Raw genomic sequence first — 25,077 nt, forward strand, 5'->3', positions numbered from 1 at the left:
CTGGAGCAATGCAAACAGGTTTCCAAAGTTTAGCACCATATGGACAAAATAAAGTGGTATATTATGCATCGAATGGACAAATGCAATTCGGTCAAAAATATATTAATAATCATTGGTATTTATTTGATAAAGTAACAGGTAAAATGGCAATAGGCTTTACTAATATTCCTGACCAAAATAAGACAGTTTACTACAGCGAAGATGAGTCTAAATTAGGTCAAATGCAATTTGGATGGCAAGATCTCAACAATGGTAGATATTATCTTGATACAGTAACAGGTGCTGTTCAAAAAGGTCAAAAGAATATTGATGGTCATTGGTATAACTTTGACAAAGTAACCGGCAAGATGTCTGTTGGTTTTACATATTTAACAGACCAAAATAAGACGGTTTATTATAGTGAAGACAAAGCTAAATTAGGCCAAATGCTATTTGGTTTTCAAACTATAAGTGGTAAGACTTACTATTTTGACAAAGTGCAAGGAACAGTAGCAACAGGTCAAAAGAATATTAATAATCATTGGTACTTATTTGATAATAAGGGTGTAATGCAAGTTGGTTTCTACGATTTAGATGGTGGTAAGCGTACAGTTTACTACAGTGAAGCTAAAAGTAACTATGGCCAAATGTTGTATGGTAATCAAGTAATCAATGGTAAGAATTATTATTTCGATACAACAACTGGTGCAATGAGAAAAGATACTTTAGTTTTTGATAAAACAAATCATACTTTATCTTATGTAACTAACGAAGGTCTAGTTGCTAAGAATATGAAGTATAAGATTAACAATGTCGAATATGTATTTAATGTTGCTGGTGTACTAGAACACTTACAAGGTGAAGCTAATATTGCAGGAAACTGGTACTTGTTTGATAACAATAACCATGTATTAATTGGCTTCCAAACATTAAAAGATAGACGTAAAGTATACTACAGTCCAGATAATGCACAAATGCAATATGGTCAACAAAATATTGACGGACAATGGTACTTATTTGATAAAGTTAATGGATCCATGCAAACAGGATTCAAAGATTTAACCCCATACGGTCAAAATAAGACAGTATACTATGCTTCAAATGGCCAAATGCAATATGGTAAACAAAATATTGATGGTCACTGGTATTTATTCAATAATGTTGACGGTGCAATGTATAAAGGTTGGTTAATGTCAGGTAATGACTGGTATTACTACAACCAACAAAATGGTCAATTACAAACAGGTAGTGCTGTAATTAACGGTGTTGGTTATAACTTTGATGGTAACGGTAAACAAATTTTGAACTACTCCATTGACTACAGATATGCATTGCCAGCAGGTAAGGGCGATGATGAAACAGCTGCTAACAACTACCTTATCTTACATGATGTTGGTGTAGAGTCAGGTGCTGCTACTAATGCTAGATACTTCCATGATACAGTAGATACAAATGAAGCATATGTAACATTTGTTGTTGGTGATGGTGGTAAAGTTTACCAAGTTGGTAGACCAGGACAAGTTTCTTGGGGTGCTGGTAGAGTCGCTAATCACAATGCTCCAGTTCAAATTGAACTTGGTAGAACGTATAATGCTGGTCAATTCTGGCAAGACTATGTAACATATGTCAGATTAGCTCGTGATATGGCTGGTAAGTACGGTATACCTTTGACATTGGATGCAGGTGGTGCTGGAACTAGAGGTATCAAGAGTCACTACTGGGTAACAAAGAATATCTGGGGAGACCATGTTGATCCATACGGATATCTAAGTCGTTTTGGTGTTACACAAGCTAAGTTAGCACATGATTTATTGTATGGTGTGTAATTAATTATTGAACGAGTGGATTTTTAATCTGCTCGTTCTTTTTAATTTACTTTAATAATTTAATCGGTTAAGATATGTTAGAATTAACTATAGGATAGTTAGATGCTTTATTGAATAAAGGAATGACATATATGAATAATCAGGAAAAGATAGAAATTTTAAAAAAGGATATTAGATATAGAAGGACAACAATTATAATCCAAATGATATTTGGCTTAATTTGTATTAGAATGCTACAACATGGCTACGATACTATGATTGCGGTTATCGCTGCATTTGAAATTACGTTATGCTTGAGTGACTTCAATAGAATTAGAAGAAATAGTAAAGAACTGAAGAAATTACAGTAAGTAAAATGATGGACACGAGTTGTTCATCATTTTTTTGTATGGTCGAAAATTTTTAAAGAATAGTTAAGAAATCGGTGCTATAATGATAACCATATTGAGTAAAACATAAGAGAGTAGCATTGGAGATGACGTGCAGGTGAAAGTTAATGAATACCCTAAAACTTGGAAGAGAACATTTATATCATTATGGTTAGGTTGTTTTATTACTGGACTAGGATTTTCCATGACCATGCCATTTATGCCACTGTTCATGGAAACTTTAGGTAATTTTTCGACTTGGCAACTAAATTTATATTCTGGTTTAGCTTTTTCCATGACATATTTATCGCAAGCAATTGTGTCACCATATTGGGGAAGTTTGGCAGATCGTAAGGGTCGTAAATTAATGTGTATGCGTGCTTCAGGTGTTATGGCTTTTACGATTTTCCTAACAGGATTAGCCCAAGGTGTTTGGGTGATTATTTTCCTTCGTTTCTTACAAGGAGCATTTTCTGGTTATATAAATAATGCGACTGCATTTATTGCTGGGGAAACTCCACGTGCTAAAACGGGATCCGCAATGGCAAATATGATGACGGCTAGTGTTTCTGGAAATCTACTAGGACCTATTTTTGGTGGCGCAATTGCTGGATCATTTGGTTATCGAGTACCATTTTTTATTACAGGTTTTATGATGTTAGTTGCGTTTTTCTTAACCTGGGTAAACACCAAAGAACACTTTAAGCCAGTAGCTAAGCGTGAAATGAAGCCGATGAAGGAAATTTTCTCTCAAATTTCAAATACTAAATTGATAATTTCAATGTTTATAACAACTTTGATTATCAACGCTTCTTTGATGTCAATCTCACCAATTATTAGTTTGTTGGTTAAAAGATTAATGCATGGACAAGGTAATATTTCTCTAGTTAGTGGGATTGTTGCGGCAGCTCCAGGTTTTGGAACGTTATTAGTTGCAAATAAATTAGGACATAAGATGGACGAAATAGGGCCAGAAAAAGTATTGATAACGGGATTAGTTGTAGAAGTACTACTATTTATCCCAATGTCTTTGGTAACATCGCCATGGCTACTAGCTGTATTACGTTTCTTCATAGGAATTGCGGATGCAGCTTTATTACCAGCTGTACAAACGATCTTATCAGTAGACGTACCACCAGCAGCATTTGGTAGAATCTTCAGTTATAATCAATCTTTCCAAGCTAGTGGTGGGGTAATTGGACCATTACTAGGATCATTTGTATCTAGTTTGTTTGGTTATCAAGCAGTCTTTTTATTTACAGCTTTGATGTTAGGATTTAACTTTATCTTAGTAATCTGGTCACAACATAGACAAGTTTTAGTAAAAAAATAGCATTTATCACGGTAGAGACGCCGTAATAAATGCTATTTTTTATATGCTTAAATTTTAATTGCTAAAGATTCATAAGGTTGTAGTGTAATTTGTTTTGCAGTCTTTTGAATCTCATTTTGGTAATTATCAATAAGTGTTGTGCATTCTTTATCTTGATATTTAGCTGGTAAATCAACTGTAACTTCAGTGCCATAGAAGTTATTGAAAACAACTAATTTCTCAGATGAATCATCTAGATAACGTTCATAAGCAAAGACTTGTTTATCATCTGCCAATAATTCTTTGAAATGACCAGCGTAGATAAGTGGTTCGGTTTTTCTTAATTTAATCAATTTTTGATAGTGATTAAAGATTTCGCCACTAGCTAATTCTTTTTCTACATTAATTTCATCTTGATCAGTAGGTATTAACCAAGGTTTTGCTTCACTAAAGCCAGCATATTTACTATCATCCCAATGCATAGGCACACGAGAGTTATCACGTGACTTGGAAACAACAATTTCAAAAGCACGATCCTTGTCTACACCCTTATCAAGTAACATTTGATAACCATTTAAAGCTTCAACATCAACATAGTCGTCAATAGACTTATAATGAGGATCCATCATACCTAATTCTTCTCCCATGTAGATATAAGGAGTACCACGAAGTAAGTGTAGAGTAGTTGCTAGCATTTCAGCTGATTTTTCACGGTAGTTTACGGGATCACCAAAACGATTTAATGCCCAAGGTTGATCATGATTGTTCCAGAATAATGCATTCCAGCCATTGCCTTTATCCATTTCTGTTTGCCAAGTAGATAATAGAGATTTTAATTCCATAAAGTTAAATGGAACTTTACTCCATTTTTCACCGTTATCGTAATCAACTTTCAAATGATGGAAAGTGAAGACCATAGATAATTCATGTTCATCTGGATTTGTATATTCAATCGAGTTAGGGATAGTTGTTGATGACATTTCCCCAACAGTTACGATTTCAGGATCTGTTCCAAAAGTATTACGGTTAAGTTCTTTGATATACTTATGAACAACTGGAGTATCAGTATATAGAGGTTTTTCATGATCTGGATCTACAGAATCTACCAATACTTCATCTTTTCCAATTACATTAAGCACGTCAAATCTAAAGCCAGCAACACCTTTTTCTTTCCAGAAGTTGACGATTTTAGCTGCTTCAGCACGTACGTCTGGATTGTGCCAGTCTAAATCAGCTTGAGTCTTATCATATAAATGAAGATAGTATAAATCTGTATTGCCAAATTTTTCCCATGCAGGACCACCGAATTTAGACTGCCAGTTAGTTGGTAATGAACCATCTTCTTTAGCAGGACGAAGGTAGAAGTATTTTTGGTACTTTTCATCGCCAGACAAAGCTTTTTGGAACCATTCATGTTCAGTGGAACAGTGATTTAATACCATATCCAACATTACACCAATGTTAGCTTCTTTTAGCTTGGCTACCATTTCTTCAAAATCTTCCATAGTACCAAAACGTTCATCTATCTTATAGTAATCAGCAATGTCATATCCATTATCATTTTGAGGAGATACATAAAAAGGATTAAACCAAATCATGTCAATATTAAGTTTTTTTAAATAGTCGATCTTAGTAATAATTCCTTTCAAATCTCCAAAACCATCATTATTAGAATCGTAAAATGACTTAGGATAAATTTGATAAATTACTTTTTGTCCGAGTTTCGTCATGTTTAGCTACCTCTTTTCTTAGATTTTTTTTCTACGAGCAAAGTCAATAAATTTAAATTTGTCAGGGCGATGATAGGAAGATGTTAGTTGGAATAGTGTAGTGTCGTCTAAATAAGAAAGACTTCTGACTATAACAACGAGTTTATCATCATCCAGTTGCAACTTTTCAGCGATGTCATCTGCGGCTTTTTCAACCGTAATAGCTTTAGTAGCATAGGATACTTCTAAATGTAATTCTTTTTCTAAATATTCATAAATAGAATTTTCAGCCACACCAGCTGGCAAAGAAGAAACTGGAGGTGAAAGTAGATAATCTTGATCTAACACTACAGGTAGATCGTCGATTGTACGAAGACGTTCAACGAAAATAGCCTGTTGATTATCAATGTTAATATCCATAAATCTTTTAGGAGCTAGTGTATTGACTTGTTTTAATACAGTTGTTTTAGCGTGCATATTCAAAGATTTATTTAATTCTTTGAAACTTGTAATCCCAGAAATAGGGAAGGTAAATTTTTGAATATCTAAAACGACAGAACCCTTACCACGTATTTTTTGAATAAGGCCTAATTCATTTAAATGATTAAGAGCTTTACGAATAGTTTCGCGAGAAGTTCCATAAAGTTCGCAAAGTTGATGTTCACTTGGAAGATAATCTCCGGCTTTATATTGATGATATTTAATTTTTGAAGCGATGTCTTGCGCAATCATATCATGTTTACTTTGAACCAATTTGCATCCCTCCAATTAAGTTAAGTAAATTTCAGAATTATTATATCAATTAATAGATGTATGTACAAGTATATTAATTTTTTTGTGAACATATATTAACTTTTTAACAATATTTGTAAACAATTTCATGTTTTTGATTGACAACTTGTATATACAAGTGATACTATGATTACGAAAAGAAAAAGAAAAGGTTTACAGGAGGGAAAACATGGCTAAGAAAGTAAAAATTGTTTCTCCAGCAGCAGGTAAAGTATTAGCGCTTAGTGCAACTAATGATGAAGTTTTCTCCACAGGTATGATGGGAGAAGGCTTTGGTTTAGAACCCGTTAGTGAACAAGTTGTTGCACCAGTTTCAGGTAAGATAACTATGGTAGCCGACTCTAAACATGCGGTAGGTATTACTACTAAAGAAGGTTTAGAAGTTTTGGTACATATGGGTATCGATACTGTAGGCTTGAACGGCGAACCTTTTGATTTAGCCATTCAAGATGGACAAGAAGTTAAGGCAGGTCAAGCATTAGCTACAATGTCCCTAGAAAATATTAAGCTAGCTGGCTTAGAAACAACAATCATGGTAATTATAACTAACTCCAGCGATAAATTGGAAGGGCTTGATATTGAAGAAGGTGAAGTTGAAGCTGGTAAAGAAGTTGCAACTGCCTACGTTAAAGCAGCTACCAAGAAAAATGGCAAGTTAGATTATGATGCTTTGGCAGATGTAATTATTGATAATGTCGGTGGACAAGAAAATGTAAATAGCTTGGTTCATTGTATCACTCGTCTTCGTTTTAACTTAAAAGATGAAGGTAAGGCTCATGATGATGTCTTGAAAGATACAGACGGAGTAATTGACGTTTTACATGCATCTGGTCAATATCAAGTTGTTATCGGAAATGAAGTTACTAACGTTTTTGATGCAGTTATGAAGAAGATGCCAAATCTAGCTGACGCACCAGCAGAAGATACAGCTCCTGTTGATGATGGTAGAAATCCTGTTAGTCGCGCATTTGGTAACTTAATTGGTGTTATTACTGGTTCCATGAGTCCAGTAGTTGGGGTAATCGCAGCATCTGGTATTATTAAAGGTCTTTTAGCATTATTAACTTTACCTCAATTAGGAGCATTGCTTGATGCCAAGAGTACAGCATACATTACTGTTAGTGCAATGGCAGACTCTGCTTTCTACTTCTTACCAGTCTTGGTTGGATTTGCAGCAGCTAAGCGTTTAGGTGGCGATCCAATTGTAGCCGCAGTTATTGGTGGGGTACTAACATATCCACAATTAGTAACTTGGGGTAAAGCATTTAAAGGTATGTTTACAATCTTTGGAATTAACTTCCAATTCTTAAACTACACATACTCCATTTTCCCAATGATTTTAGCTGCATGGATGGCTAAGAAGTTAGGTGACTGGTTGAAGAAAGTTCTACCTAGTTACTTACAAATGATCTTCAATCCATTGATTACAGTATTAGTTGTTTCAACAATCACTTTAGTTGTTACAGGTCCAATTATTCAAGGTGTCGCTAACGGTATCGCTGACTTCATCAACTGGTTAGTACATTCTTCCGGTTGGGTAGGTGGCTTGGTAATTGGTGGTTTCTATCAATTACTAGTTATCTTCGGTTTACACTGGGGCGTTGTGCCATTAGTTGCTCAACAAATCGCAGGTTCTGGCGAAAGTGCTTTGAACGCTATTATTTCTGTAACAATGGTTTCTCAAGGTGCAGCTGTTTTAGCAGTAGCTATCAAGTCCAAGAAGAATGACATGAAGTCCTTAGGTATCGCTGCAGCAATTTCCGCATTCTGTGGGGTTACAGAACCAGCTATTTACGGTATCAACTTGCGTTATCGTAAAGTATTTATTTCCGGTTTAATCGGATCTGCTGTAGGTGGTTTTGTTACAGGTTTAATGCACGGTTCCATGTTTGGATTTACAGGATCTCTAATTGGTTTCTCCTCATTCTTTGACTTGAAACATCCTAGTGATTTAAATAGTTTCTATGCATTCTTAATCTCAAGTGCTTTAGCTTTAGTAGTAAGTTTTGTAGTAACTTGGGTATGGGGATACAGTGACGACATGGCAATGGGCAAGAAAGTTGAAAAGAAGAAACGCCCAGGAACAGTTTAAAATGTAATTTAATAAAATAAAGGTACCATTTCCTAGTAAAAAGGAGATGGTACCTTATTTTTTAGCGATTGAAGTAAATAACAGTTTTAGTATCTTTAGTTATTTTAACCTTAGTAATACCAGCATTTGTAGGTTCACTAATATTAACTAGATTACCGATATTGAGAATATAATCTAAGATTAATTTGATGGTGAAACCATGACTAACAACTAACACAGAGTCGTCTGGATGTCGAGCAATAACTTCATCGAAGAAAGATTCTAAACGTGATTTTACTTCTAAATATGTATCACCTTTTGAATCCACCCAAGAATTAGGAAGTAAATTGTGATGTTCATCGAAATATTGGGGATACTTTTGCCAAATATCAGCTTCGATTTCTCCGTCCCAAGTGCCATAATCATATTCTTTTAGGCGAGGATCAAAAGTAATAGTTTTATCACTACCACCGATAATAGTGGCAGTTTGAGCAGCTCGTAAAAGCGGACTAGCATAGATAGCGTCAAAATTGTCAGTTCCAAGTTTTGAAAGTGTAACTTGAGCTTGAGAGCGTCCAAGTTCAGTTAGTGGAGTGTCAATTTGGCTACCTTGAAGAATTCCCTTAGCATTAGCTTCACTTTGTCCGTGACGGATAATATAAAATGTTGTCATAATTGCACACCTCTAGCGTAATTTTCTTTAGTTTAAAGGTTTTTAAAAATTAATTCAAGAAAATAAAATTAATATTGCTAAATTATTTAAAAGTGATACAGTAGGTAGAAAAGACAACTAGTCAAAGAAAAGAGTGGTATAAATGACAAAGGCATTGTTGATTATTGATTATACTAATGATTTTGTGGATGATAAGGGAGCTTTAACTTGTGGTAAGCCAGCTCAAGAGTTGGAAGACTATATTGTTAAAACAGCTCAAGATTTTTATAGCAATGGTAATTATGTAATTCTACCAACAGATACACATTTTGAAAATGACGTATTTCACCCAGAACATAAATTATTTCCGCCACATAATATAGCAGGAACTTGGGGACAAAAGTTATATGGAAAATTAGATGAATGGTATCAAGAACATCAAGCAGACGAAAAAGTATATCAATTTGCGAAGAATCGCTACTCTGCCTTTCAAAATACTAATCTAGATAATTTTTTGCGTGAAAGAGGAATTAAAGATCTATATTTAGTAGGAGTTTGTACCGATATTTGTGTCTTACATACAGCAATTGGTGGCTACAATTTGAATTATCAATTAACAATTTTAAAAGATGGAGTAGCTACCTTTACAGATAATGGACAAGAATGGGCTCTAGAACATTTCAAGAATAGTTTAGGAGCAACAGTTGAATAGAGAATATAAAAGAAGAGCCGAGAAATTAATCTCGACTCTTTTTAATTATTCAATTGACTTATTAATCAAGAGGCTTCCATTCCCAGTTTTCAACTTCTGGTAAATCAGTACCTTCATCACGAATGTATTGATGATGCTTAGCAACTTTAGCATCCATTTCAGCAACAAGTTGACCATACTTGTCAGCATCTGGAAGAGAAAGTGCAACAGATTTTACAAGATCGAAGCGATCCATTTGGCTTAGTACACGCATATCGAATGGAGTTGTGATATCACCATTTTCACGATAGCCGTGGAAAGCAACGTTATGATTGTGACGGTAGTAGAAGATGTCACGTAATAGGCCTTCATAACCATGGAAAGCAAAGATAACTGGCTTGTCTTTTGTAAAGTAAGCATCAAATTCATCATCGCTTAAGCCACGAGGATCTACCTTAGGACTACGTAACTTCAAGATATCAACAACATTGATGAAGCGAATCTTCAAGTCAGGTAATTTTTCATGCAAGATAGAAATTGCAGCTAATGCTTCTAAGTTTGGTTCTGTACCAGCAGCAGCGATAACTACATCTGGTTCAGCATTCTTATCAGTTGAAGCCCAATCAATAATCTTCAAACCTTTATCAACTAATTCCTTAGCTTCTGCAGCTGAGTAGAATTGTTGACGTGGGTGCTTAGAAGCAACAATCAAGTTAATCTTATCGCGATCATTAATAGTCTTGTCGAATACAGCCAATAATGAGTTAGCATCTGCAGGTAAGTATTCACGAATATATTCAGGTTTCTTATCAGCTAAGTGACCTAAAATACCAGGATCTTGGTGTGTGTAACCATTGTGATCTTGTTGGAATACAGTAGATGTAGCAATAACATTCAATGATGGAATTGATGTACGCCAAGGTTGTTCAGTTGCTTTACGTAACCACTTGAAGTGTTGTGTCAACATAGAGTCAACTACACGCAAGAATGATTCATAACTTGCAAAGAAACCATGACGACCAGTCAAAACATATCCTTCTAAGAAACCTTCAGCTTGGTGTTCTGATAATTGAGAATCAATAACTTGACCTGATGGAGCTAAGTATTGATCGTTAGGTTCCTTAATTTCAGCTAACCATTGACGCTTAGTTACGTCAAAGATAGGTGCCAAACGGTTAGACATTGTTTCGTCAGGACCAAAGACACGATAGTTATGACGGTTATCAGAAAGTACTTTTTCAAGGTATTTACCTAAAACAGTCATATCTTGAGCAACTTCTTTACCTGGAACAGATGTATCAACGGCGAAATCACGGAAATCAGGCTTGATAACTTCTCTGATTAATTTACCAGGGTTCGTGTGAGGGTTAGCAGCCATACGTTTGTCGCCCTTAGGTGTGATTTCAGCAATTTCAGCTTTCAACTTACCATTTTCATCGAATAATTCTTCAGGTTTATAACTTTCAAGCCAGTCAACCAAAGCATCAGCATGTTGCATATCATTTTGGTCAACAGGAATTGGAATTTGATGGGCACGGAATGATTTTTCAATTGGTTCGCCATCCCATTCTTTAGGACCAGTCCAACCTTTAGGAGCACGAAAGATAATAACAGGCCATGCTGGAAGACTAGGATCGTTATTTTCACGAGCATTCTTTTGAATAGCCTTGATTTCTTCAATTGCTTCATCCATTGCTTTAGCCATTGCAGGATGCATCAACTTAGGATCATCGCCTTCAACAAAGATTGGATGCCAACCCATACCTTCAAAGTACTTAGTCAAAGTTTCATCGCTTTCACGAGAAAGGATAGTAGGGTTAGAAATCTTAAATCCGTTAAGATCTAAAATTGGTAGGACAGCACCATCATGAATAGGGTTGATAAATTTATTAGATTGCCATGAAGCAGCTAATGGACCAGTTTCAGCTTCACCATCACCGACAACTGCAGCAACAATCAAATCAGGATTATCTAAAACTGCACCAACAGAGTGAGAAATAGAGTAACCTAATTCGCCACCTTCATGAATAGAACCTGGTGTTTCAGGAGCAGCATGAGAAGCTACACCACCTGGGAAGGAGAAACGTTTAAATAGACGCTTCATACCTTGTTCATCTTGAGAAATTTCAGGATAAATTTCAGAGTAAGAACCATCAAGATATGAGTTAGAAACCATAACTTGACCACCATGACCAGGGCCTTCAACATAGAACATATTCAAGTCATATTTGTTGATGACACGGTTCAAATGGGCATAAATGAAGTTTTGGCCAGCGATAGTTCCCCAGTGACCAATTGGTTTAACCTTAACGTCTTCTGCCTTTAAAGGACGACGAAGTAAAGGATTATCTTTTAAGTATAATTGACCAACTGAAACATAGTTAGCAGCACGCCAATAAGCATCTAATTTATCTAAGTATTCTTGGGATGAATAATCTGTCATGAGTGTACCCTCCTAATTAATAAATCTGTTTTTTCTTTAATAATTAACTTTACAAGTAAATAATAACGCTTTTTTATTAAATGTCAACCATTTTTAAAATTGGAACGTTCCAATTTTAAAAAACGTTAAGAAAAAACTCTCAGCGCAAAGCATGAGAGTTAATCTAGGTTGATAAAAGTATTAAATTTAAGATATTTAAAATGTAGTCGCATTTGTGAAAATTCAAATGGAGTACCGTTATCTAAAAAGAAAATACCTTCCATCACACTGACAGGTTCATTTTCCTTAAGCTTGAGTAAATTTTGATCTTCTGAAGTTGAAGGCTCAGCATAAATCGACATGAATGATTTGCTGGCAGTTTGGTTAAGTTCAGATTGAATGTAAGCAAAAATTGAACTTTCAAGCTGAGTACGACTAAGTTTAGGTAAGATTTTAATAGGAATATATCCTGTTTCAATCATAAAAGGTTCATCTTCAAAAAGACGAAGACGGATAATTTTATACACAAAATCTTCAGGGGATAAGAATAAATCTCTTTGTAACTCTGAAGTTGGTTTGATTACTTGGAAATCTAAAATTTTAGTTTGAGGTTTTTTTCCTTTTAATCTGAAATTATCAGAAATCCCTAAGTTAGATCCTTCCTCATAATTAAAAATAGATTCATTTTTTAAGTACAAGGGATTAATAAAAGTACCTGATCCACGCTTTTTAAAAATAATGCCTTCATTGGACATTTTGTTAAGAGCACGTTTGACCGAACTACGACTAACATTGTATTGTTCAGCTAATGAACGTTCATCTGGTAGTTTCATATCAGTAAACTTACCAGCAAATATTTTTTCTTTTAAATCACTGATAATATTTTTATAGACTAATTCAGCCATTTTCTCCCCACTTTCTATCATAAAAGACAATTCTTATACAATAAAGTAAAGCACAATTGTAAAAAAACGACAAGTGGTGACACACAGTAACAAAAGAAGGTGGTAAAATAAGGGATAAGTAATTTTAGGAGGCAGATTAATGTCAGTATTAGTTTTAGGTGGTGCTGGATACATTGGTTCCCACACCGTAGATCGCTTAGTTGAAGCGGGTAAAGACGTTGTCGTAGTTGATAGCTTGGTTACAGGTCATATAGCTGCGGTACGTAAAGAAGCAAAATTTTATCAAGGGGATTTAGCAGATAAGGATTTCATGCGTAAAGTTTTCACTGAAAATCCAGATATTGATGCAGTAATTCACTTTGCAGCATTCTCATTAGTTGCAGAATCTATGAAAGATCCTTTGAAGTATTTTGATAACAATACAGCAGGTATGGTTAAACTTCTTGAAGTTATGAATGAGTTTGATATCAAGTATATAGTCTTCTCATCCACAGCTGCTACATATGGTATTCCTGAAAAAATGCCAATCTATGAAGATGATCCACAACTTCCAATCAACCCATACGGTGAAAGTAAGTTGATGATGGAAAAAATTATGCGTTGGGCAGATGAAGCTTACGGAATTAAGTTCGTTGCTTTACGTTACTTCAATGTGGCTGGTGCAAAGCCAGATGGATCTATCGGTGAAGACCATCATCCAGAAACACACTTATTGCCAATCGTGTTGCAAGTAGCAATGGGTGAACGTGAAAAGTTACAAATTTTTGGCGATGATTACAACACTCCAGATGGAACTAATGTCCGTGACTACGTACATCCATTTGATTTAGCAGATGCACACATTTTAGCAGTAGATTATTTACGTAATGGTAACGAATCAAGTGCCTTTAACTTAGGTTCTTCAACAGGTTTCTCTAACTTGGAAATTGTAAAGGCTGCTCGTGAAGTAACTGGTAAAGAAATTCCAGCTGAAATCGCAGCTCGTCGTGGTGGAGATCCAGATACATTGATTGCTGCTTCAGAAAAAGCACGCAAAGTTCTAGGATGGAAACCAGAATTTGATGACATTCACAAGATTATCGAAACTGCTTGGAAATGGCATACAACTCATCCACAAGGATATAACGACTAAAAATAAAGAAAGCTTGAGACTCTAAAAACGAGTTTCAAGCTTTTTTTGATAAGTATTGTTGATGACGTAACCCCCATTTATGAAGACTATCAATGATATCTTCAAGTTCTTTTCCATGTTCAGTAAGACTATATTCAACTTTAGGTGGGACAGTAGGGTAGACTGTTCTAGTAATTAAATCATCTTCTTCAAGTTCTTTGAGATTCTTGGATAACATTTTCTTTGAAATTTCAGGAAGAACTTTTTGTAAATCTGAGAAACGCATAGTCTGATTTTTTAGTAGATATAAGATGATTGGTATTTTCCATTTACCCAAAATAGTATCCAAACCATCATCAACACGGCAAAATTGTGGATCAATCTTCATGAATATACCTCGCAATATTTCAGTATTCATCTAAAAGTATACTTTAAGTTACCTAGTTATTAAAATGAAACCTCTTCACAAAACTAAAAATTCTAGTAGAATAGCTTACATAAAGTAAGTGAGATAGAAAAGAGGTTTTAGCAATGGCAATGGAAGATTATCGTATAAATAAAGAAAATGGATTAGAATTTGGATTATATTCACTAGGGGACCATATGCCTAATGCTCTTACAGGTAAACGTGTTTCAGCTAAAGAAAGAATTGATCAAATTGTTGCTGAAGCAAAATTAGCTGAAGAAGCAGGATTAGATTTCTTCAGTGTAGGTGAAAGTCACCAAAAATACTTTGTTGGACAAGCTCATGCTGTTATTTTAGGAGCAGTTGCCCAAGCTACTGAAAAGATCAAGATTGGTTCATCTGCAACAATTGTTTCAACATCTGATCCTGTTAGAATTTATGAAAACTTTGCGACATTAGATTTATTATCCAATGGACGTGCTGAAATTATTGGTGGACGTGCTTCACGTTTAGGTTTGTTCGATTTATTAGGCTACAACGTGAATGATTACGAAGAATTATTTGAAGAAAAGTTTGAATTACTACTCAAAATTAACGAAAATCATCGCGTTAACTGGGAAGGTAATTTCCGAGCACCATTAAAAGATGCAGAAGTTTTACCAAGACCATTGAATGATAAGCTGCCAATTTGGCGTGCAGTAGGTGGACCAGCTGAAAGTGCAATTAAAGCTGGATTACAAGGTGTACCAATGACAATCACATTATTAGGTGGTCCATTACCAATCTTCAAGCGTTCAATTGATGCTTATCGTCAAAATTTGAAGATAAAGAGCTATAATCCAAGTGATTTTCCAGTAGCGACAACAGGATTTTTCTATGCAGCTGATGATACCAAGACTGCTTTAAGAGAGCTTTATCCTTATGTAGACCAAGGAATGAAGTTGGCAAATGGTACAGGTTACCATAAGCGTTTATTCGCTAATGGTGCAGACATGAATGATGTAATGTTGGTGGGAAGTCCACAACAAATTATCGAAAAAATGATTTATCAATACGAAGAACTAGGCCATCAAAGATATTTAGCACAAATTGATTTTGGTGGAATGCCGTTTGAAAAAGTTATGAAGAATATCGAAATTATTGGAACAAAGATTTTACCAGAAGTTAAAAAGTATACAAAGGGGAAGTAACATGAAAGTTGTAGCAATTTCCGGAGCTGTAATTGGGAAAAAGACTCTAACTGCTATGAAATATGTAGCAGAAAAGATGAATAAGGATTTTCCAGAGGTTGAATTTGACTTGATAGATTTGGGTGAAAAGGATATTCAATTTAGCGATGGACGTAATTATACCGAATATCAAGGAGATACTTTAGAGGTTACTACTAAGATTATGGAAGCAGATGCCCTAATAATTGGAACGCCGATTTTCCAAGCTTCAATTCCTGGATCAGTGAAAAATATTTTTGACTTACTGCCGGAAAAAGCCTTACGTGACAAAGTGGTTTCAATTGTGGTTACTGCTGGTTCTGCTAAGCATTATTTAGTAGCTGAGATGCAACTTAAGCCAATCTTGTCATATATGAAGGCACAAGTTTTACCAGAAATTGTCTTTATTGAAGGGCAGGATTTGTTCAGACAAGAAATCATCAATGCTGATATTAATTTCAGGTTGGATAAATTAGTTGAAGATACTTTAATCATGGTTGAAACTTTTAAAGAACTGCGAAAGAAACAAGAAGACGCATTATTCTAGAGTTACCGAGAAGGGTGGATGGAATTCCATTCTTCTTTTTTATTAGAACGAGTTTTGAAAACGGTCTACAAAATAGTCGTGAATTAGTGTACAATGATTATATAAATTGAAATAATTGGAGGAAGATTTTGATGGACATCTCAGCAGAACGTTTTGGTGAACTGAACGGTGAAAAGGTAAACAAAATTACATTGACAAACGATAATGGAGTAGCAATCTCATGTTTGACAATGGGAGCTTTATGGCACGAATTCTTAGTACCAGCTGCAGACGGTACAAAACAAAACTTGATTTTAAACTATAACACAGTAGCTGAATACTACAGCAATGGTTTATGCACTAATCAAGTAATTGGTCGTGTTGCAGGTCGAATTAAGAATGGTAAGTGCGAAATTAATGGGGAACAAGTGACTTTACCACAAAATGAAAACGGTAATACTTTACACGGTGGTCCTCATGGATTTAATACTTATAACTGGAGCTTTACAACTTCAGCTAACCGTAACAGCATTAGTGTGATTTTCCAAAAACAAGTTTTAAGTGCAGTTGATGGATTTCCAGGAGATATCTTGGTAACTGTTATCTATACTTTAGACAATAGTAATAACGTAACAATTTCCTTTAATGCACTTGGAGACGATAAGGTAGATACACTATTTAACCCAACTAACCACGTTTACTTTAACTTGAGTAATCGTTCTGACTTGGCTAGTCATGAGCTTAAAATCAATAGTGACGGATATCTAGAATTAGATGAGAACCTAATTCCAACAGGCCGCATTCGTCATGGCGAAGGTACAGCTTATGATTTTACTAAAGGTGCTAATTTATACGAAGCTATCCAACAAAATGAAAAAGGTGGCTTTGATGATGCATTTATTGTAAATGGACCAGGTAAGGCTGTGGAACCAATCGCTGTTTTACGTGATACTCAATCTGGAAATACAGTAACAATTGATTCAGATCGTAACAGTTTGATCATGTATACAATGAATGATGATTTGCCAGATGTTCATTTCAAACGTGATAATGGACGCCCTGCTAAGAAACAAGAAGGGGTAGCTTTAGAAGCTCAAACTTTACCAGATGCAATTAATCAAGAAACATTTGGAGATATTGTATTACCACGTGGAGCAAAGCGTTCCTACCACATTAAATACACATATTCTAACGATAAAAATTAATTTGAACTAAAATAGATCTTTCGTTAAGATTATAATAAACAAAAAGTCAGTATTATTACTGGCTTTTTTCTTGAGGTGAGTTATGTTAGAAAATTATTTATTTGACTTTGACGGTACAATTGCTGATTCTGGTGAAACTGGAATTATCGCAGTTCAAAAAGCTTTTGTTGATTATGGATTGGAGAAGCCAACTGCAGAATCAGTCAGATATTATATGGGTGTTCCAATTGAAACATTCTTCCCTAAAATATCTAATCGTGAGTTAAACGATACTGAATGGGAAGAAGTTTTTGCGATATTTAGACAATACTATAGTGAATTAGAACTTGAAATTACACAACTTTTCCCAGGTATGAAAGAAACTTTGATGCAATTAGTTGAGGATGGGAAACGTTTATTTGTGGTATCAAGCAAGAACTCAGTTTCCTTAAATAGAAATTTGGAAAACTTGGGGATAGCAGATTTGTTTACAGACACAATTGGATCTGATCAAGTGGAAAACTACAAGCCAGCTCCAGATGGTATAAACATACTTGCTGATAGACATGATCTAGATAAGACGAAGACAGTTATGATTGGCGATGCTAAGTATGATTTACAAATGGGTAAAGCTGCTGAAGTTAAAACATGTGGCTGTGCTTGGGATACTTATGATATTGAATTATTGAAAAATGAAGAACCGGATTATTTGTTAGAAAAAGTAGAAAAGTTACTAGAAATCTAAGGATGAAAAGGTTAATGAAAGCGTTGGTATGTGCCAACGTTTTTTTGATATGAAAAATAAAAAAGAGCGGTATTTAAACCGCCCTCAATTCTACAACGCTGCTTGACTACTAGGTTGGTTAGACCCAATGTGCAACTTCATAATCTTTATTCTCTTTGGTAAGTATACATGATATACCAATTAAGTGTATTAAAAAAAGCTATTTCAGTGGTTCTTTTTGAGGATCGCTGTTTTCATTTTTTTCTGACCCAACAGCTAGGATGAAGACAGTACTAATAACTAGCAAACTACCCAAAATTTCAGCCCAGTTAAACTGCATTTTAAAGATAAGAAAGTCTAGTAAAGCAGCAGTTAAAGGCTCGAAAGTGTCCAATAAAGTTGCTTCAGTAGCACTAATTAGATGCAGACTTTTTACAAAAAGGTAGTAAGATAAAGCAGTTCCGATAAAAATCAAGAAAAGCATATTTAAAGTAACTGCAGGCGTAAATTTAGGAACAGACTTCCATACTGGATGAATAAATTCAAAGACAATACCACCAACTAACATCGCCCAAGCACTGATAGTAGTAGGATTATGTCGGCGTAAAAGATCAACTGGCAAAACAGAATTTCCGGCTTGAGTTAGCATCAAAAAAATTCCCCAGATGATTGCCTCTTTTGAAATCGCAAGTTGATTAAAAGAACCTTTAGTAACTAATAACCAAGCACCAATAAGAGCAGTAATAGTTGCAATCCATTGTTTTCTACCAGGTAATTGTTTAAAAATAATAGCTGAATAAAAGATAACAGGAAGAATCCCTAAAGTTTGGATGATAGTTGCGACAGTTGCATTACTGTAATTAACAGTCATTGAATAAGTAAATTGTACTCCTGCCAAACCTAAAATGGAGAATAAGACAATTCCCAAAATATCCTTGAAACTTTTAAAGACCAGAAAAATTTTCTTACCATCAAGATAGTAAGCCAATCCCAGTAAAGTTAATGCCGACAAACTCATTTTTACACCCATCATCCAATAAACTGAAATGTGTTGATCTTGAAAAAGATATTCAGAGGCAATTCCAGCCATTCCCCAGAAAATACCAGCTAAACTAGCATAAATAACTCCTTTTAAATGTGTTCTTGTTTGCAAAATTTCACCACCTAAAAAACATACTTTATCGATTATAGGTAAAATTAGAGGAAAATTAAAGACATTATTGAACTAAAATTGTAAAATAAAGGTATTATGCTAGGGAAGTGATGTTTTTGACACTGTGGCAACGTTTTTTAGGAAACGAACGGTTAAGGCGATTTACAGTTTTACTGTTTTTAGTAGGAGTGCTGTATCTAGCTCGAAGTATGATGAGTTTAATCTTACTAACCTTTATTTTTTCGTTTCTAGTTATTAGTTTAAATGATGCAATTAGAAAGAAAATAGATATTCCTTCTAAATTAATTGTCATCATTGTTTATTTGTTGATGATAGGTGGTATTTACTTAGCAATAACTATCTACCTACCAAAATTAGTTATACAAACGGAAAATTTGGTAAATTACATTGTTAAGTTCTACAATCATCCACCTAAGGGAACAAATGATGTGATTAATATGGTCACACAGTATATTAGTCAATCCGATATTATGAAGCAAATGCGTGGTGGTATGTCAATTATCGTTAAGTATTTGGCGAATATTGGAACGATGGGAATGACGTTTATTATGGCGTTATTACTAAGCTTTTTCTTTACAATTGATAAAGATGATTTGTTTAAGTTTTCAAAATCATTTTTAAAGGGTCCATATTCATGGTTCTTTAATGACGTTTACTACTTTGCTAAGATTTTTGTTAATAGTTTTGGGGTTGTATTAGAAACTCAATTTATTATTGCTTTAATTAATACGGCAATTACAACGACGATTTTAGCATGTATGAAGATGCCTCAATTGTTCAGTTTAGCGTTATTAATATTCTTCATGAGTATGATTCCGGTTGCTGGGGTTATTATTTCAGCAATTCCGATGATGTTAATTGGTTACACTGTTGGTGGGGTAAAGTATATTATTTACATCATTATTATGCTTTGCGTGGTTCATGCTTTAGAAGCATATGTATTAAATCCTAAGTTAATGTCAAGCAGAACAGAATTACCAATTTTCTACACATTTGTTGTACTATATGTGTCTGAACATTTATTTGGAATGTGGGGATTAATTGTTGGTATCCCAGTATTTACATTCCTTTTGGATATTTTAGGGGTTAAAAGCGACCACATTCGCAGAGAAAGACTAAAGAAATTCAGAGAGAAGGTAAAATAGATGGAAAAAGAAGAATTTATCAAGAAATACGCAGTTGAACGTCGTAACACTAACTCATCTAAATGGGATGGCTTAGAATCTCAATTCGGCGAAACTGATCTTTTACCTTTATGGGTAGCAGATACAGAATTCAAAGTTCCTGAAGCAGCACGAAAAGCATTGGTTGAACGTGTTGAACACGGTGCTTTTGGATATTCTTTAGTGCCAGATAGCTATTATGAAGCATACTTTAACTGGCAAAAGGAACGTTATGGAATTGAATTGCATAAAGATTGGATGAGATTTGGTACAGGGGTAGTGCAATCATTAAGTACTTTGATTGAAACCTTAACAGTTCCGGGTGAAGCGATCATGGTTTTACAACCAGTATATTACCCATTCATGCGAGTAATTGAAAATAACAATCGCAAATTAGTAATTTCTGAATTGGTAAATCATGATGGACATTACGAAATGGATTACGGAGATATCCAAAAGAAGATGCAAGAAAACAATGTTAAGTTACTAATTTTCTGCAGTCCACATAATCCAGTTGGTAGAGTTTGGTCTGAAGATGAATTGGAAAAATTACTAGTAATCTGCCACGATGAAAAAGTAAGAGTTATTGCTGATGAAATCCACCATGACTTAATTATTGGGGATAAGAAATTCACATCTATGTTATCAATTAAAGATGGTTTCTACCGCGATAACTTAGTAATGGTAGATGCACCTTCTAAGACATTTAATATGGCATCACTATTAAACAGTCATGTAGTTATTCCTAATCCTCAAATTCGCGATTTATATGATGAAGTAGTGGGTCGTTTAAGCGCTCCTCAAGGAAGTCTATTAGGTCGTGTAGCTGCAGAAGCCGCATATCGTGAAGGTGCAGAATGGTTAGACAACATGATAGAAGTAATTAGAGATAACTTCGTTTATGTGCGCGATGAATTAACTAAAGCATTCCCTGAAATTAAAGTTAGTGATCTAGAAGGAACATATCTCATGTGGATTGATTTATCAGCACTTGTTCCAGCTGATAAAGTTGAAAAGCTAGTTAAGAAACAAGCTAAATTAGCGGTTGATTTTGGTGATTGGTTCGGTGAAAGTGGTAAAGGCCATATCCGAGTAAACCTTGCTACTACACCAGAAAACATCAAAAAAGCAGTATCTGCATTAGTAAATGCTTTAAAATCAGAAAATTAAGTAAAGTTTTACATGAAATAACTACCAATTTTTTCATTTTCAGTGTAAAATTAGGCTTGTAAATATTATTTTAAGAAAGAGGTTTACATTACTATGCCAAAATTAGTATTTATCCGTCACGGACAAAGTGAATGGAACTTAAAGAACCTTTTCACAGGTTGGGAAGACGTTAACTTGAGTGAAAAAGGTGTTGAAGAAGCTAAGGAAGCAGGTCGTAAGTTAAAAGAAGCTGGTATCGAATTTGACCAAGCTTACACATCTGTTTTAACTCGTGCTATCAAGACTTTACACTTTGCTTTGGAAGAATCTGGCCAATTATGGATTCCAGAAATGAAGACATGGCGTTTAAACGAACGTCACTACGGTGCATTACAAGGTAAGAACAAAGCAGACGCTGCTGAAAAGTATGGTGACGAACAAGTTCACATCTGGCGTCGTTCTTACGATGTATTACCTCCATTATTGAGTGCAGATGATGAAGGTTCTGCAGCAAACGATCGTCGTTATGCTGACTTAGACCCACGCATCATTCCTGGTGGCGAAAACTTGAAAGTTACTTTGGAACGTGTAATTCCTTTCTGGGAAGACCACATTGCACCAGACTTATTGGCTGGTAAGAACGTAATCGTTGCTGCACACGGTAACTCATTACGTGCTTTAACTAAGTACATCGAACAAATCTCTGATGAAGACATCATGAACGTTGAAATGGCAACAGGTCAACCAGTTGTTTACGACTTGGATGACAAGTTAAACATTGTAAACAAAGAAAAGCTTTAAGATAGATTTTTTCTTTATGATATGAGCCACTCTCATTTTGAGGGTGGTTTTTTTTGTTGGGCAATTTATAGAGTAAAAAATCACTGAAGATTAACGTTTAAAGGAATATAATCTTCAGTGATTTTTATTATTATTGCAACGTTTTAATTAACTTAGTCTTCGTAATTAGAAAGCATTGCTTGGAGAGTATCTTTCATTTGTTGACGGAATTCAGGTGGGTTGACGATAGTAACCATATCTTTTTGACTTAAAAACCACATTAATGCTCCAGTATCGTAGGTAGTCACTTCAAGTAAAAATGTATGATCATCAATTTTCTTAATAGTTCGTGAAATAGGAAATTTATCTAAAGCTGCTTCAACAATTCCGGTGTATTCAAATTGAATGGTAATCATTTTGCCAGGATACATAAGTTGAAATTTTTTCTTTTCATCTCCTAAATCAAAAGGTAGTCGTTCATTTAAAGGAATCTTATGAGCAGCATATTTCCAATTTAAAATCCGATCTAGGCGATAGATGGTGTTCTTTTTAAATTGGTGGTTATAAGAAACAACATAGAAATAGTAGTCTGAAAAGGTCAAAGCTATTGGGGCGATAGTTCGCGTTACAAACTTATGTCTTTGGGTAGTGTATTCAATTGTAATAGTTTCGCGCTGCAAGATTATCTTAGAAAAAGTATAAATTGCAGCTAAAAGTTGCTTGTCCTTGAGATTTCGTAATTCTACGTAACTATCAAGTTCACTTTGGATGATAGGCTTGATGTCTTTTTGATCTTGTTTGGTAAGTAAAGCAAGTAAGGAGCTAATTAAAGGATCTAATTCCTTGCGTGATAAACTTCGACTAGCTAGTAAGACCTTGATTAAGACCAAGCACTGCGACTTACTTAAGCCTAAACGATTGCTTTTTAAGTAATAAGTATGATCTTTGGTATCATATTCTAATTCATACTCATTCAAATATTCACTCATAAAATTACGGATACTGGCAAAATCTCTTTGAACAGTGCGAGCATCTACTGAGAATTTACGTTGGATATCTTTTTTAGATAAATGCGCACCTGAGGCTAAAAGCTGATATATGTAAAGTTGTCTAGTGGCAGAAGTTGTTGCGATTGTCATCAGGTCCTTTCGTTGTAAATTTATTATTATTTTAAAACCTGAAAATAATGATTGTCTACTAAATTTAAAGAAAGACGGATTTTTTACTAGTAGTCAAATAATGTCCATGTCTTTTGCAATAATATAGTAAGTAAGATTGAATTTAACAATTCTTATGCAAAATCATTATAAAAACTATCATAAATACCCATATCAATGTCAATAGATAATCTTTTAGCATTAGAGTAAATTTTATTGTAGAGAAATAAAGAGGGGAGGGATCAAAGATGTACGAATATAATAAAGTTTATCAAGAATTAGCCGATATTTTAAATGATAAAGACGTTGAAAAAATTTACAGGAATTTTAGGGGGATGCAAGTTAATTTTCCGATGCGCCTTTACTCCAGGGACTCAGTAAAAAAAGAAATTGCCAAACAAAAAGGAATTATAAATATTAAAGATTTAGCGGTTCAAACAGGGTATAGCGTTTATACTATTCGTCGCATTATTAATGAACTAAAAGCCGATAACATTATGAAGTAATACATAAATTATTTGGAGTGAAAATTTATTTCAAGTTAAAAAGGAGATAGTTACTATAGGACTATTGAATTTATCTATAGTTTATGTTGTTTATTATTTTTTAGCTAAGAATGTGAGTTGGGGCAAAAAAATGAGGACAGATAGTTAATATTTTTAAGAATGATGGAAACTAATTAATAATCAGTAGGGAGGAATAATCATGGGAGAAAAATTCTGTGAAAATTGTGGAAATCAATTAAACGAAGGGGCAAAATTCTGTTCTAGTTGTGGTAGTGTAGTTTCGACAAATACTTCAGAAACAACTACAAATCGAGGAGAGGAAAAGAAGGTTTGTACAAATTGTGGGAGCCAGTTGTACGATGGAGAAAAATTCTGTTCTAATTGTGGTAGTAGTGTAGATTTAACAAATACTTCAGAAAAAACTACAAATCAAGAAGAGAAAAAGAAATTTTGTACAAATTGTGGAAGTCAGTTATACGATGGAGTAAAATTCTGTTCTAATTGTGGTAGTAGTGTAGATTTATCTAATAAGCCAGGATCAAGAACTATAGGTGGTCAAAGAAAAGTTGGTTCTAATAATAGTAATCCATTTAATCAAATTCAGGATTATTATGAACAAACTAAAAAAACAATATGGCAATTTGACAGATCAAGAATTAGGGTTTGTAGGTAGTGTCAAATATGCATTAGTACATTGGATTGATTTCAAGGGTGTAGAATCTAGGAAGTCAGTATATTGGTGGTTAGTTCTTGGTATGACAGTTATCAGTATTGGTGTTCTAATTTTGGAATCAATATTAACAGCACTTTTTAGTAATGTTCCTGGTTTGGATGTTATTGGTAATTTTATTATATCTGTCGCATGTATAGCTTTTCTTGGGATAATGGTAATTTCTTTTCTTTCTGCAATAGTTCGCAGAATGAGATATTTAAATGTTCAGAATATTGCTATATGGATGATACTTAGTGTAGTTGTACCAGTTATATCCTTATATACATGTTTCTACTTAATGTTAATTGATAAGCCCTTAAATCAAAGTTAGAGGAGTAGTTGAGTATGAAAAAAAGTAACTCAATTTTGATGATTATTGTAATAGTTATAATAGCTTCTTTAATTGTTTGGAAGATAGGCATACCTAATTTAAGCGGTAAAAACAAAGAAATTTCATCTGAAAAGGTAGCTAAAAAAGTAAAGAAAGAATCAAAAAAAATAAAAAAGAAGGAAACTAGTGAGTCTAAATCATCTTCTAGTACTGAAACAA

Annotated in this window: 24 protein-coding genes and 1 pseudogene; 17 read left to right on the plus strand and 8 right to left on the minus strand. The window is 34.4% G+C overall.

All coding sequences use genetic code 11. The features are described 5' to 3' along the window. From FC55_RS08770 to FC55_RS08780, 3 genes are all read left to right on the plus strand, one after another. Positions 1-1,805 (plus strand): N-acetylmuramoyl-L-alanine amidase (locus FC55_RS08770; protein ID WP_235803288.1); only part of this gene is annotated, 1,805 nt, incomplete at its 5' end. 131 nt (positions 1,806-1,936) lie between these two features. Then, positions 1,937-2,155 (plus strand): hypothetical protein, encoded by a 219-nt coding sequence (locus FC55_RS08775; RefSeq protein WP_003701176.1) that lies wholly within the window; start codon positions 1,937-1,939, stop codon positions 2,153-2,155. 136 nt (positions 2,156-2,291) lie between these two features. Then, entirely contained in the window at positions 2,292-3,506 is a 1,215-nt protein-coding gene (locus FC55_RS08780) for an MFS transporter (RefSeq protein ID WP_044005378.1), read from the plus strand. A gap of 47 nt (positions 3,507-3,553) precedes the next feature. On the opposite strand, the gene treC is transcribed toward FC55_RS08780, so the two are convergent. Continuing rightward, the gene (treC, locus tag FC55_RS08785) at positions 3,554-5,215 is read right to left on the minus strand and encodes an alpha,alpha-phosphotrehalase (protein WP_003701178.1); all 1,662 of its coding nucleotides are present in this window, start codon (positions 5,213-5,215) and stop codon (positions 3,554-3,556) included. Between the two features lie 18 nt (positions 5,216-5,233). Then, positions 5,234-5,947: a trehalose operon repressor gene (gene treR / locus FC55_RS08790; protein WP_003701179.1), complete on the minus strand. Its 714-nt coding sequence runs from the start codon at positions 5,945-5,947 to the stop codon at positions 5,234-5,236. A gap of 208 nt (positions 5,948-6,155) precedes the next feature. Between treR and FC55_RS08795 the strand changes: the two genes are divergently transcribed. Further along, the gene (locus FC55_RS08795) at positions 6,156-8,078 is read left to right on the plus strand and encodes a glucose PTS transporter subunit IIA (RefSeq protein WP_003701180.1); all 1,923 of its coding nucleotides are present in this window, start codon (positions 6,156-6,158) and stop codon (positions 8,076-8,078) included. Between the two features lie 61 nt (positions 8,079-8,139). Here the strand turns inward: FC55_RS08795 and FC55_RS08800 are convergent, their stop codons facing one another. Beyond that, positions 8,140-8,730, minus strand: a complete 591-nt coding sequence (locus FC55_RS08800; RefSeq protein ID WP_003701181.1) for a histidine phosphatase family protein — start codon at positions 8,728-8,730, stop codon at positions 8,140-8,142. Positions 8,731-8,872: 142 nt separating this feature from the next. Here FC55_RS08800 and FC55_RS08805 point away from each other — a divergent pair, with 142 nt between their 5' ends. Further along, positions 8,873-9,421 (plus strand): cysteine hydrolase family protein, encoded by a 549-nt coding sequence (locus FC55_RS08805; RefSeq protein WP_003701182.1) that lies wholly within the window; start codon positions 8,873-8,875, stop codon positions 9,419-9,421. A gap of 61 nt (positions 9,422-9,482) precedes the next feature. Here the strand turns inward: FC55_RS08805 and FC55_RS08810 are convergent, their stop codons facing one another. Beyond that, complete coding sequence (locus tag FC55_RS08810; protein ID WP_003701183.1) at positions 9,483-11,843, minus strand: phosphoketolase family protein; 2,361 nt, start codon at positions 11,841-11,843, stop codon at positions 9,483-9,485. Positions 11,844-12,001: 158 nt separating this feature from the next. Beyond that, positions 12,002-12,727, minus strand: coding sequence for a GntR family transcriptional regulator (locus tag FC55_RS08815; RefSeq protein WP_003703401.1), 726 nt, complete (start codon positions 12,725-12,727; stop codon positions 12,002-12,004). Between the two features lie 139 nt (positions 12,728-12,866). Here FC55_RS08815 and galE point away from each other — a divergent pair, with 139 nt between their 5' ends. Continuing rightward, positions 12,867-13,859: a UDP-glucose 4-epimerase GalE gene (galE, locus tag FC55_RS08820; protein WP_003701185.1), complete on the plus strand. Its 993-nt coding sequence runs from the start codon at positions 12,867-12,869 to the stop codon at positions 13,857-13,859. Positions 13,860-13,893: 34 nt separating this feature from the next. Here galE and FC55_RS08825 read toward each other — a convergent pair whose 3' ends face one another. Then, entirely contained in the window at positions 13,894-14,226 is a 333-nt protein-coding gene (locus FC55_RS08825; protein WP_035150184.1) for a winged helix-turn-helix transcriptional regulator, read from the minus strand. A 143-nt stretch (positions 14,227-14,369) separates the two neighbouring features. On the opposite strand from FC55_RS08825, the gene FC55_RS08830 reads away from it, so the two are divergent. From FC55_RS08830 to FC55_RS08845, 4 genes are all read left to right on the plus strand, one after another. Further along, positions 14,370-15,434 carry an LLM class flavin-dependent oxidoreductase gene (locus FC55_RS08830; RefSeq protein WP_003701190.1) on the plus strand — a complete coding sequence of 355 codons (1,065 nt, stop codon included), beginning with the start codon at positions 14,370-14,372 and terminating at the stop codon, positions 15,432-15,434. A gap of 1 nt (position 15,435) precedes the next feature. Next, complete coding sequence (locus tag FC55_RS08835; protein ID WP_003701192.1) at positions 15,436-15,999, plus strand: NADPH-dependent FMN reductase; 564 nt, start codon at positions 15,436-15,438, stop codon at positions 15,997-15,999. A gap of 131 nt (positions 16,000-16,130) precedes the next feature. Beyond that, the gene (locus FC55_RS08840; protein ID WP_003701193.1) at positions 16,131-17,183 is read left to right on the plus strand and encodes an aldose epimerase family protein; all 1,053 of its coding nucleotides are present in this window, start codon (positions 16,131-16,133) and stop codon (positions 17,181-17,183) included. A gap of 82 nt (positions 17,184-17,265) precedes the next feature. Further along, positions 17,266-17,907 carry an HAD family hydrolase gene (locus FC55_RS08845; protein ID WP_003701196.1) on the plus strand — a complete coding sequence of 214 codons (642 nt, stop codon included), beginning with the start codon at positions 17,266-17,268 and terminating at the stop codon, positions 17,905-17,907. A gap of 199 nt (positions 17,908-18,106) precedes the next feature. Here the strand turns inward: FC55_RS08845 and FC55_RS08850 are convergent, their stop codons facing one another. After that, positions 18,107-19,039 (minus strand): DMT family transporter, encoded by a 933-nt coding sequence (locus tag FC55_RS08850; RefSeq protein WP_003701198.1) that lies wholly within the window; start codon positions 19,037-19,039, stop codon positions 18,107-18,109. Between the two features lie 110 nt (positions 19,040-19,149). Here FC55_RS08850 and FC55_RS08855 point away from each other — a divergent pair, with 110 nt between their 5' ends. The 3 genes from FC55_RS08855 to FC55_RS08865 all read left to right on the plus strand — a co-directional run bounded on the left by FC55_RS08855 (position 19,150) and on the right by FC55_RS08865 (position 22,173). Then, entirely contained in the window at positions 19,150-20,205 is a 1,056-nt protein-coding gene (locus FC55_RS08855; protein ID WP_003701199.1) for an AI-2E family transporter, read from the plus strand. Beyond that, entirely contained in the window at positions 20,206-21,393 is a 1,188-nt protein-coding gene (locus tag FC55_RS08860; protein WP_003701201.1) for a MalY/PatB family protein, read from the plus strand. A 93-nt stretch (positions 21,394-21,486) separates the two neighbouring features. After that, on the plus strand, positions 21,487-22,173 hold the full coding sequence (locus tag FC55_RS08865; RefSeq protein ID WP_003701203.1) for a 2,3-diphosphoglycerate-dependent phosphoglycerate mutase: 687 nt from the start codon (positions 21,487-21,489) through the stop codon (positions 22,171-22,173). A gap of 152 nt (positions 22,174-22,325) precedes the next feature. Here the strand turns inward: FC55_RS08865 and FC55_RS08870 are convergent, their stop codons facing one another. Further along, positions 22,326-23,291, minus strand: a complete 966-nt coding sequence (locus FC55_RS08870) for a helix-turn-helix transcriptional regulator (protein ID WP_003701205.1) — start codon at positions 23,289-23,291, stop codon at positions 22,326-22,328. Between the two features lie 266 nt (positions 23,292-23,557). On the opposite strand from FC55_RS08870, the gene FC55_RS08875 reads away from it, so the two are divergent. From FC55_RS08875 to FC55_RS08885, 4 genes and pseudogenes are all read left to right on the plus strand, one after another. After that, positions 23,558-23,815 (plus strand): DeoR family transcriptional regulator, encoded by a 258-nt coding sequence (locus FC55_RS08875; protein WP_003701206.1) that lies wholly within the window; start codon positions 23,558-23,560, stop codon positions 23,813-23,815. A 199-nt stretch (positions 23,816-24,014) separates the two neighbouring features. Next, the gene (locus FC55_RS10060) at positions 24,015-24,488 is read left to right on the plus strand and encodes a zinc ribbon domain-containing protein (RefSeq protein WP_003701209.1); all 474 of its coding nucleotides are present in this window, start codon (positions 24,015-24,017) and stop codon (positions 24,486-24,488) included. Further along, positions 24,427-24,858 carry a DUF805 domain-containing protein gene (locus FC55_RS10065; RefSeq protein WP_003701211.1) on the plus strand — a complete coding sequence of 144 codons (432 nt, stop codon included), beginning with the start codon at positions 24,427-24,429 and terminating at the stop codon, positions 24,856-24,858. Before FC55_RS10060 ends, FC55_RS10065 begins: the two co-directional genes overlap by 62 nt. Before the next feature lie 14 nt (positions 24,859-24,872). Then, a pseudogene (locus FC55_RS08885) lies at positions 24,873-25,077 on the plus strand (hypothetical protein); the annotation flags it as partial.

Origin of the sequence: Ligilactobacillus salivarius DSM 20555 = ATCC 11741 (assembly GCF_001435955.1) — a bacterium.
In the GTDB taxonomy this organism is placed as follows: domain Bacteria; phylum Bacillota; class Bacilli; order Lactobacillales; family Lactobacillaceae; genus Ligilactobacillus; species Ligilactobacillus salivarius.

Excerpts from the sequence above, each read along its gene's own strand:
- FC55_RS08775 (WP_003701176.1), top strand. The coding sequence starts at position 1,937 with ATGAATAATCAGGAAAAGATAGAAATTTTAAAAAAGGATATTAGATAT.
- treC (WP_003701178.1), bottom strand. The coding sequence starts at position 5,215 with ATGACGAAACTCGGACAAAAAGTAATTTATCAAATTTATCCTAAGTCA.
- FC55_RS08795 (WP_003701180.1), top strand. The coding sequence starts at position 6,156 with ATGGCTAAGAAAGTAAAAATTGTTTCTCCAGCAGCAGGTAAAGTATTA.
- FC55_RS08800 (WP_003701181.1), bottom strand. The coding sequence starts at position 8,730 with ATGACAACATTTTATATTATCCGTCACGGACAAAGTGAAGCTAATGCT.
- FC55_RS08805 (WP_003701182.1), top strand. The coding sequence starts at position 8,873 with ATGACAAAGGCATTGTTGATTATTGATTATACTAATGATTTTGTGGAT.
- FC55_RS08810 (WP_003701183.1), bottom strand. The coding sequence starts at position 11,843 with ATGACAGATTATTCATCCCAAGAATACTTAGATAAATTAGATGCTTAT.
- FC55_RS08815 (WP_003703401.1), bottom strand. The coding sequence starts at position 12,727 with ATGGCTGAATTAGTCTATAAAAATATTATCAGTGATTTAAAAGAAAAA.
- galE (WP_003701185.1), top strand. The coding sequence starts at position 12,867 with ATGTCAGTATTAGTTTTAGGTGGTGCTGGATACATTGGTTCCCACACC.
- FC55_RS08825 (WP_035150184.1), bottom strand. The coding sequence starts at position 14,226 with ATGAAGATTGATCCACAATTTTGCCGTGTTGATGATGGTTTGGATACT.
- FC55_RS08830 (WP_003701190.1), top strand. The coding sequence starts at position 14,370 with ATGGCAATGGAAGATTATCGTATAAATAAAGAAAATGGATTAGAATTT.
- FC55_RS08835 (WP_003701192.1), top strand. The coding sequence starts at position 15,436 with ATGAAAGTTGTAGCAATTTCCGGAGCTGTAATTGGGAAAAAGACTCTA.
- FC55_RS08840 (WP_003701193.1), top strand. The coding sequence starts at position 16,131 with ATGGACATCTCAGCAGAACGTTTTGGTGAACTGAACGGTGAAAAGGTA.
- FC55_RS08845 (WP_003701196.1), top strand. The coding sequence starts at position 17,266 with ATGTTAGAAAATTATTTATTTGACTTTGACGGTACAATTGCTGATTCT.
- FC55_RS08855 (WP_003701199.1), top strand. The coding sequence starts at position 19,150 with ATGTTTTTGACACTGTGGCAACGTTTTTTAGGAAACGAACGGTTAAGG.
- FC55_RS08860 (WP_003701201.1), top strand. The coding sequence starts at position 20,206 with ATGGAAAAAGAAGAATTTATCAAGAAATACGCAGTTGAACGTCGTAAC.
- FC55_RS08865 (WP_003701203.1), top strand. The coding sequence starts at position 21,487 with ATGCCAAAATTAGTATTTATCCGTCACGGACAAAGTGAATGGAACTTA.
- FC55_RS08870 (WP_003701205.1), bottom strand. The coding sequence starts at position 23,291 with ATGACAATCGCAACAACTTCTGCCACTAGACAACTTTACATATATCAG.
- FC55_RS08875 (WP_003701206.1), top strand. The coding sequence starts at position 23,558 with ATGTACGAATATAATAAAGTTTATCAAGAATTAGCCGATATTTTAAAT.
- FC55_RS10060 (WP_003701209.1), top strand. The coding sequence starts at position 24,015 with ATGGGAGAAAAATTCTGTGAAAATTGTGGAAATCAATTAAACGAAGGG.
- FC55_RS10065 (WP_003701211.1), top strand. The coding sequence starts at position 24,427 with ATGAACAAACTAAAAAAACAATATGGCAATTTGACAGATCAAGAATTA.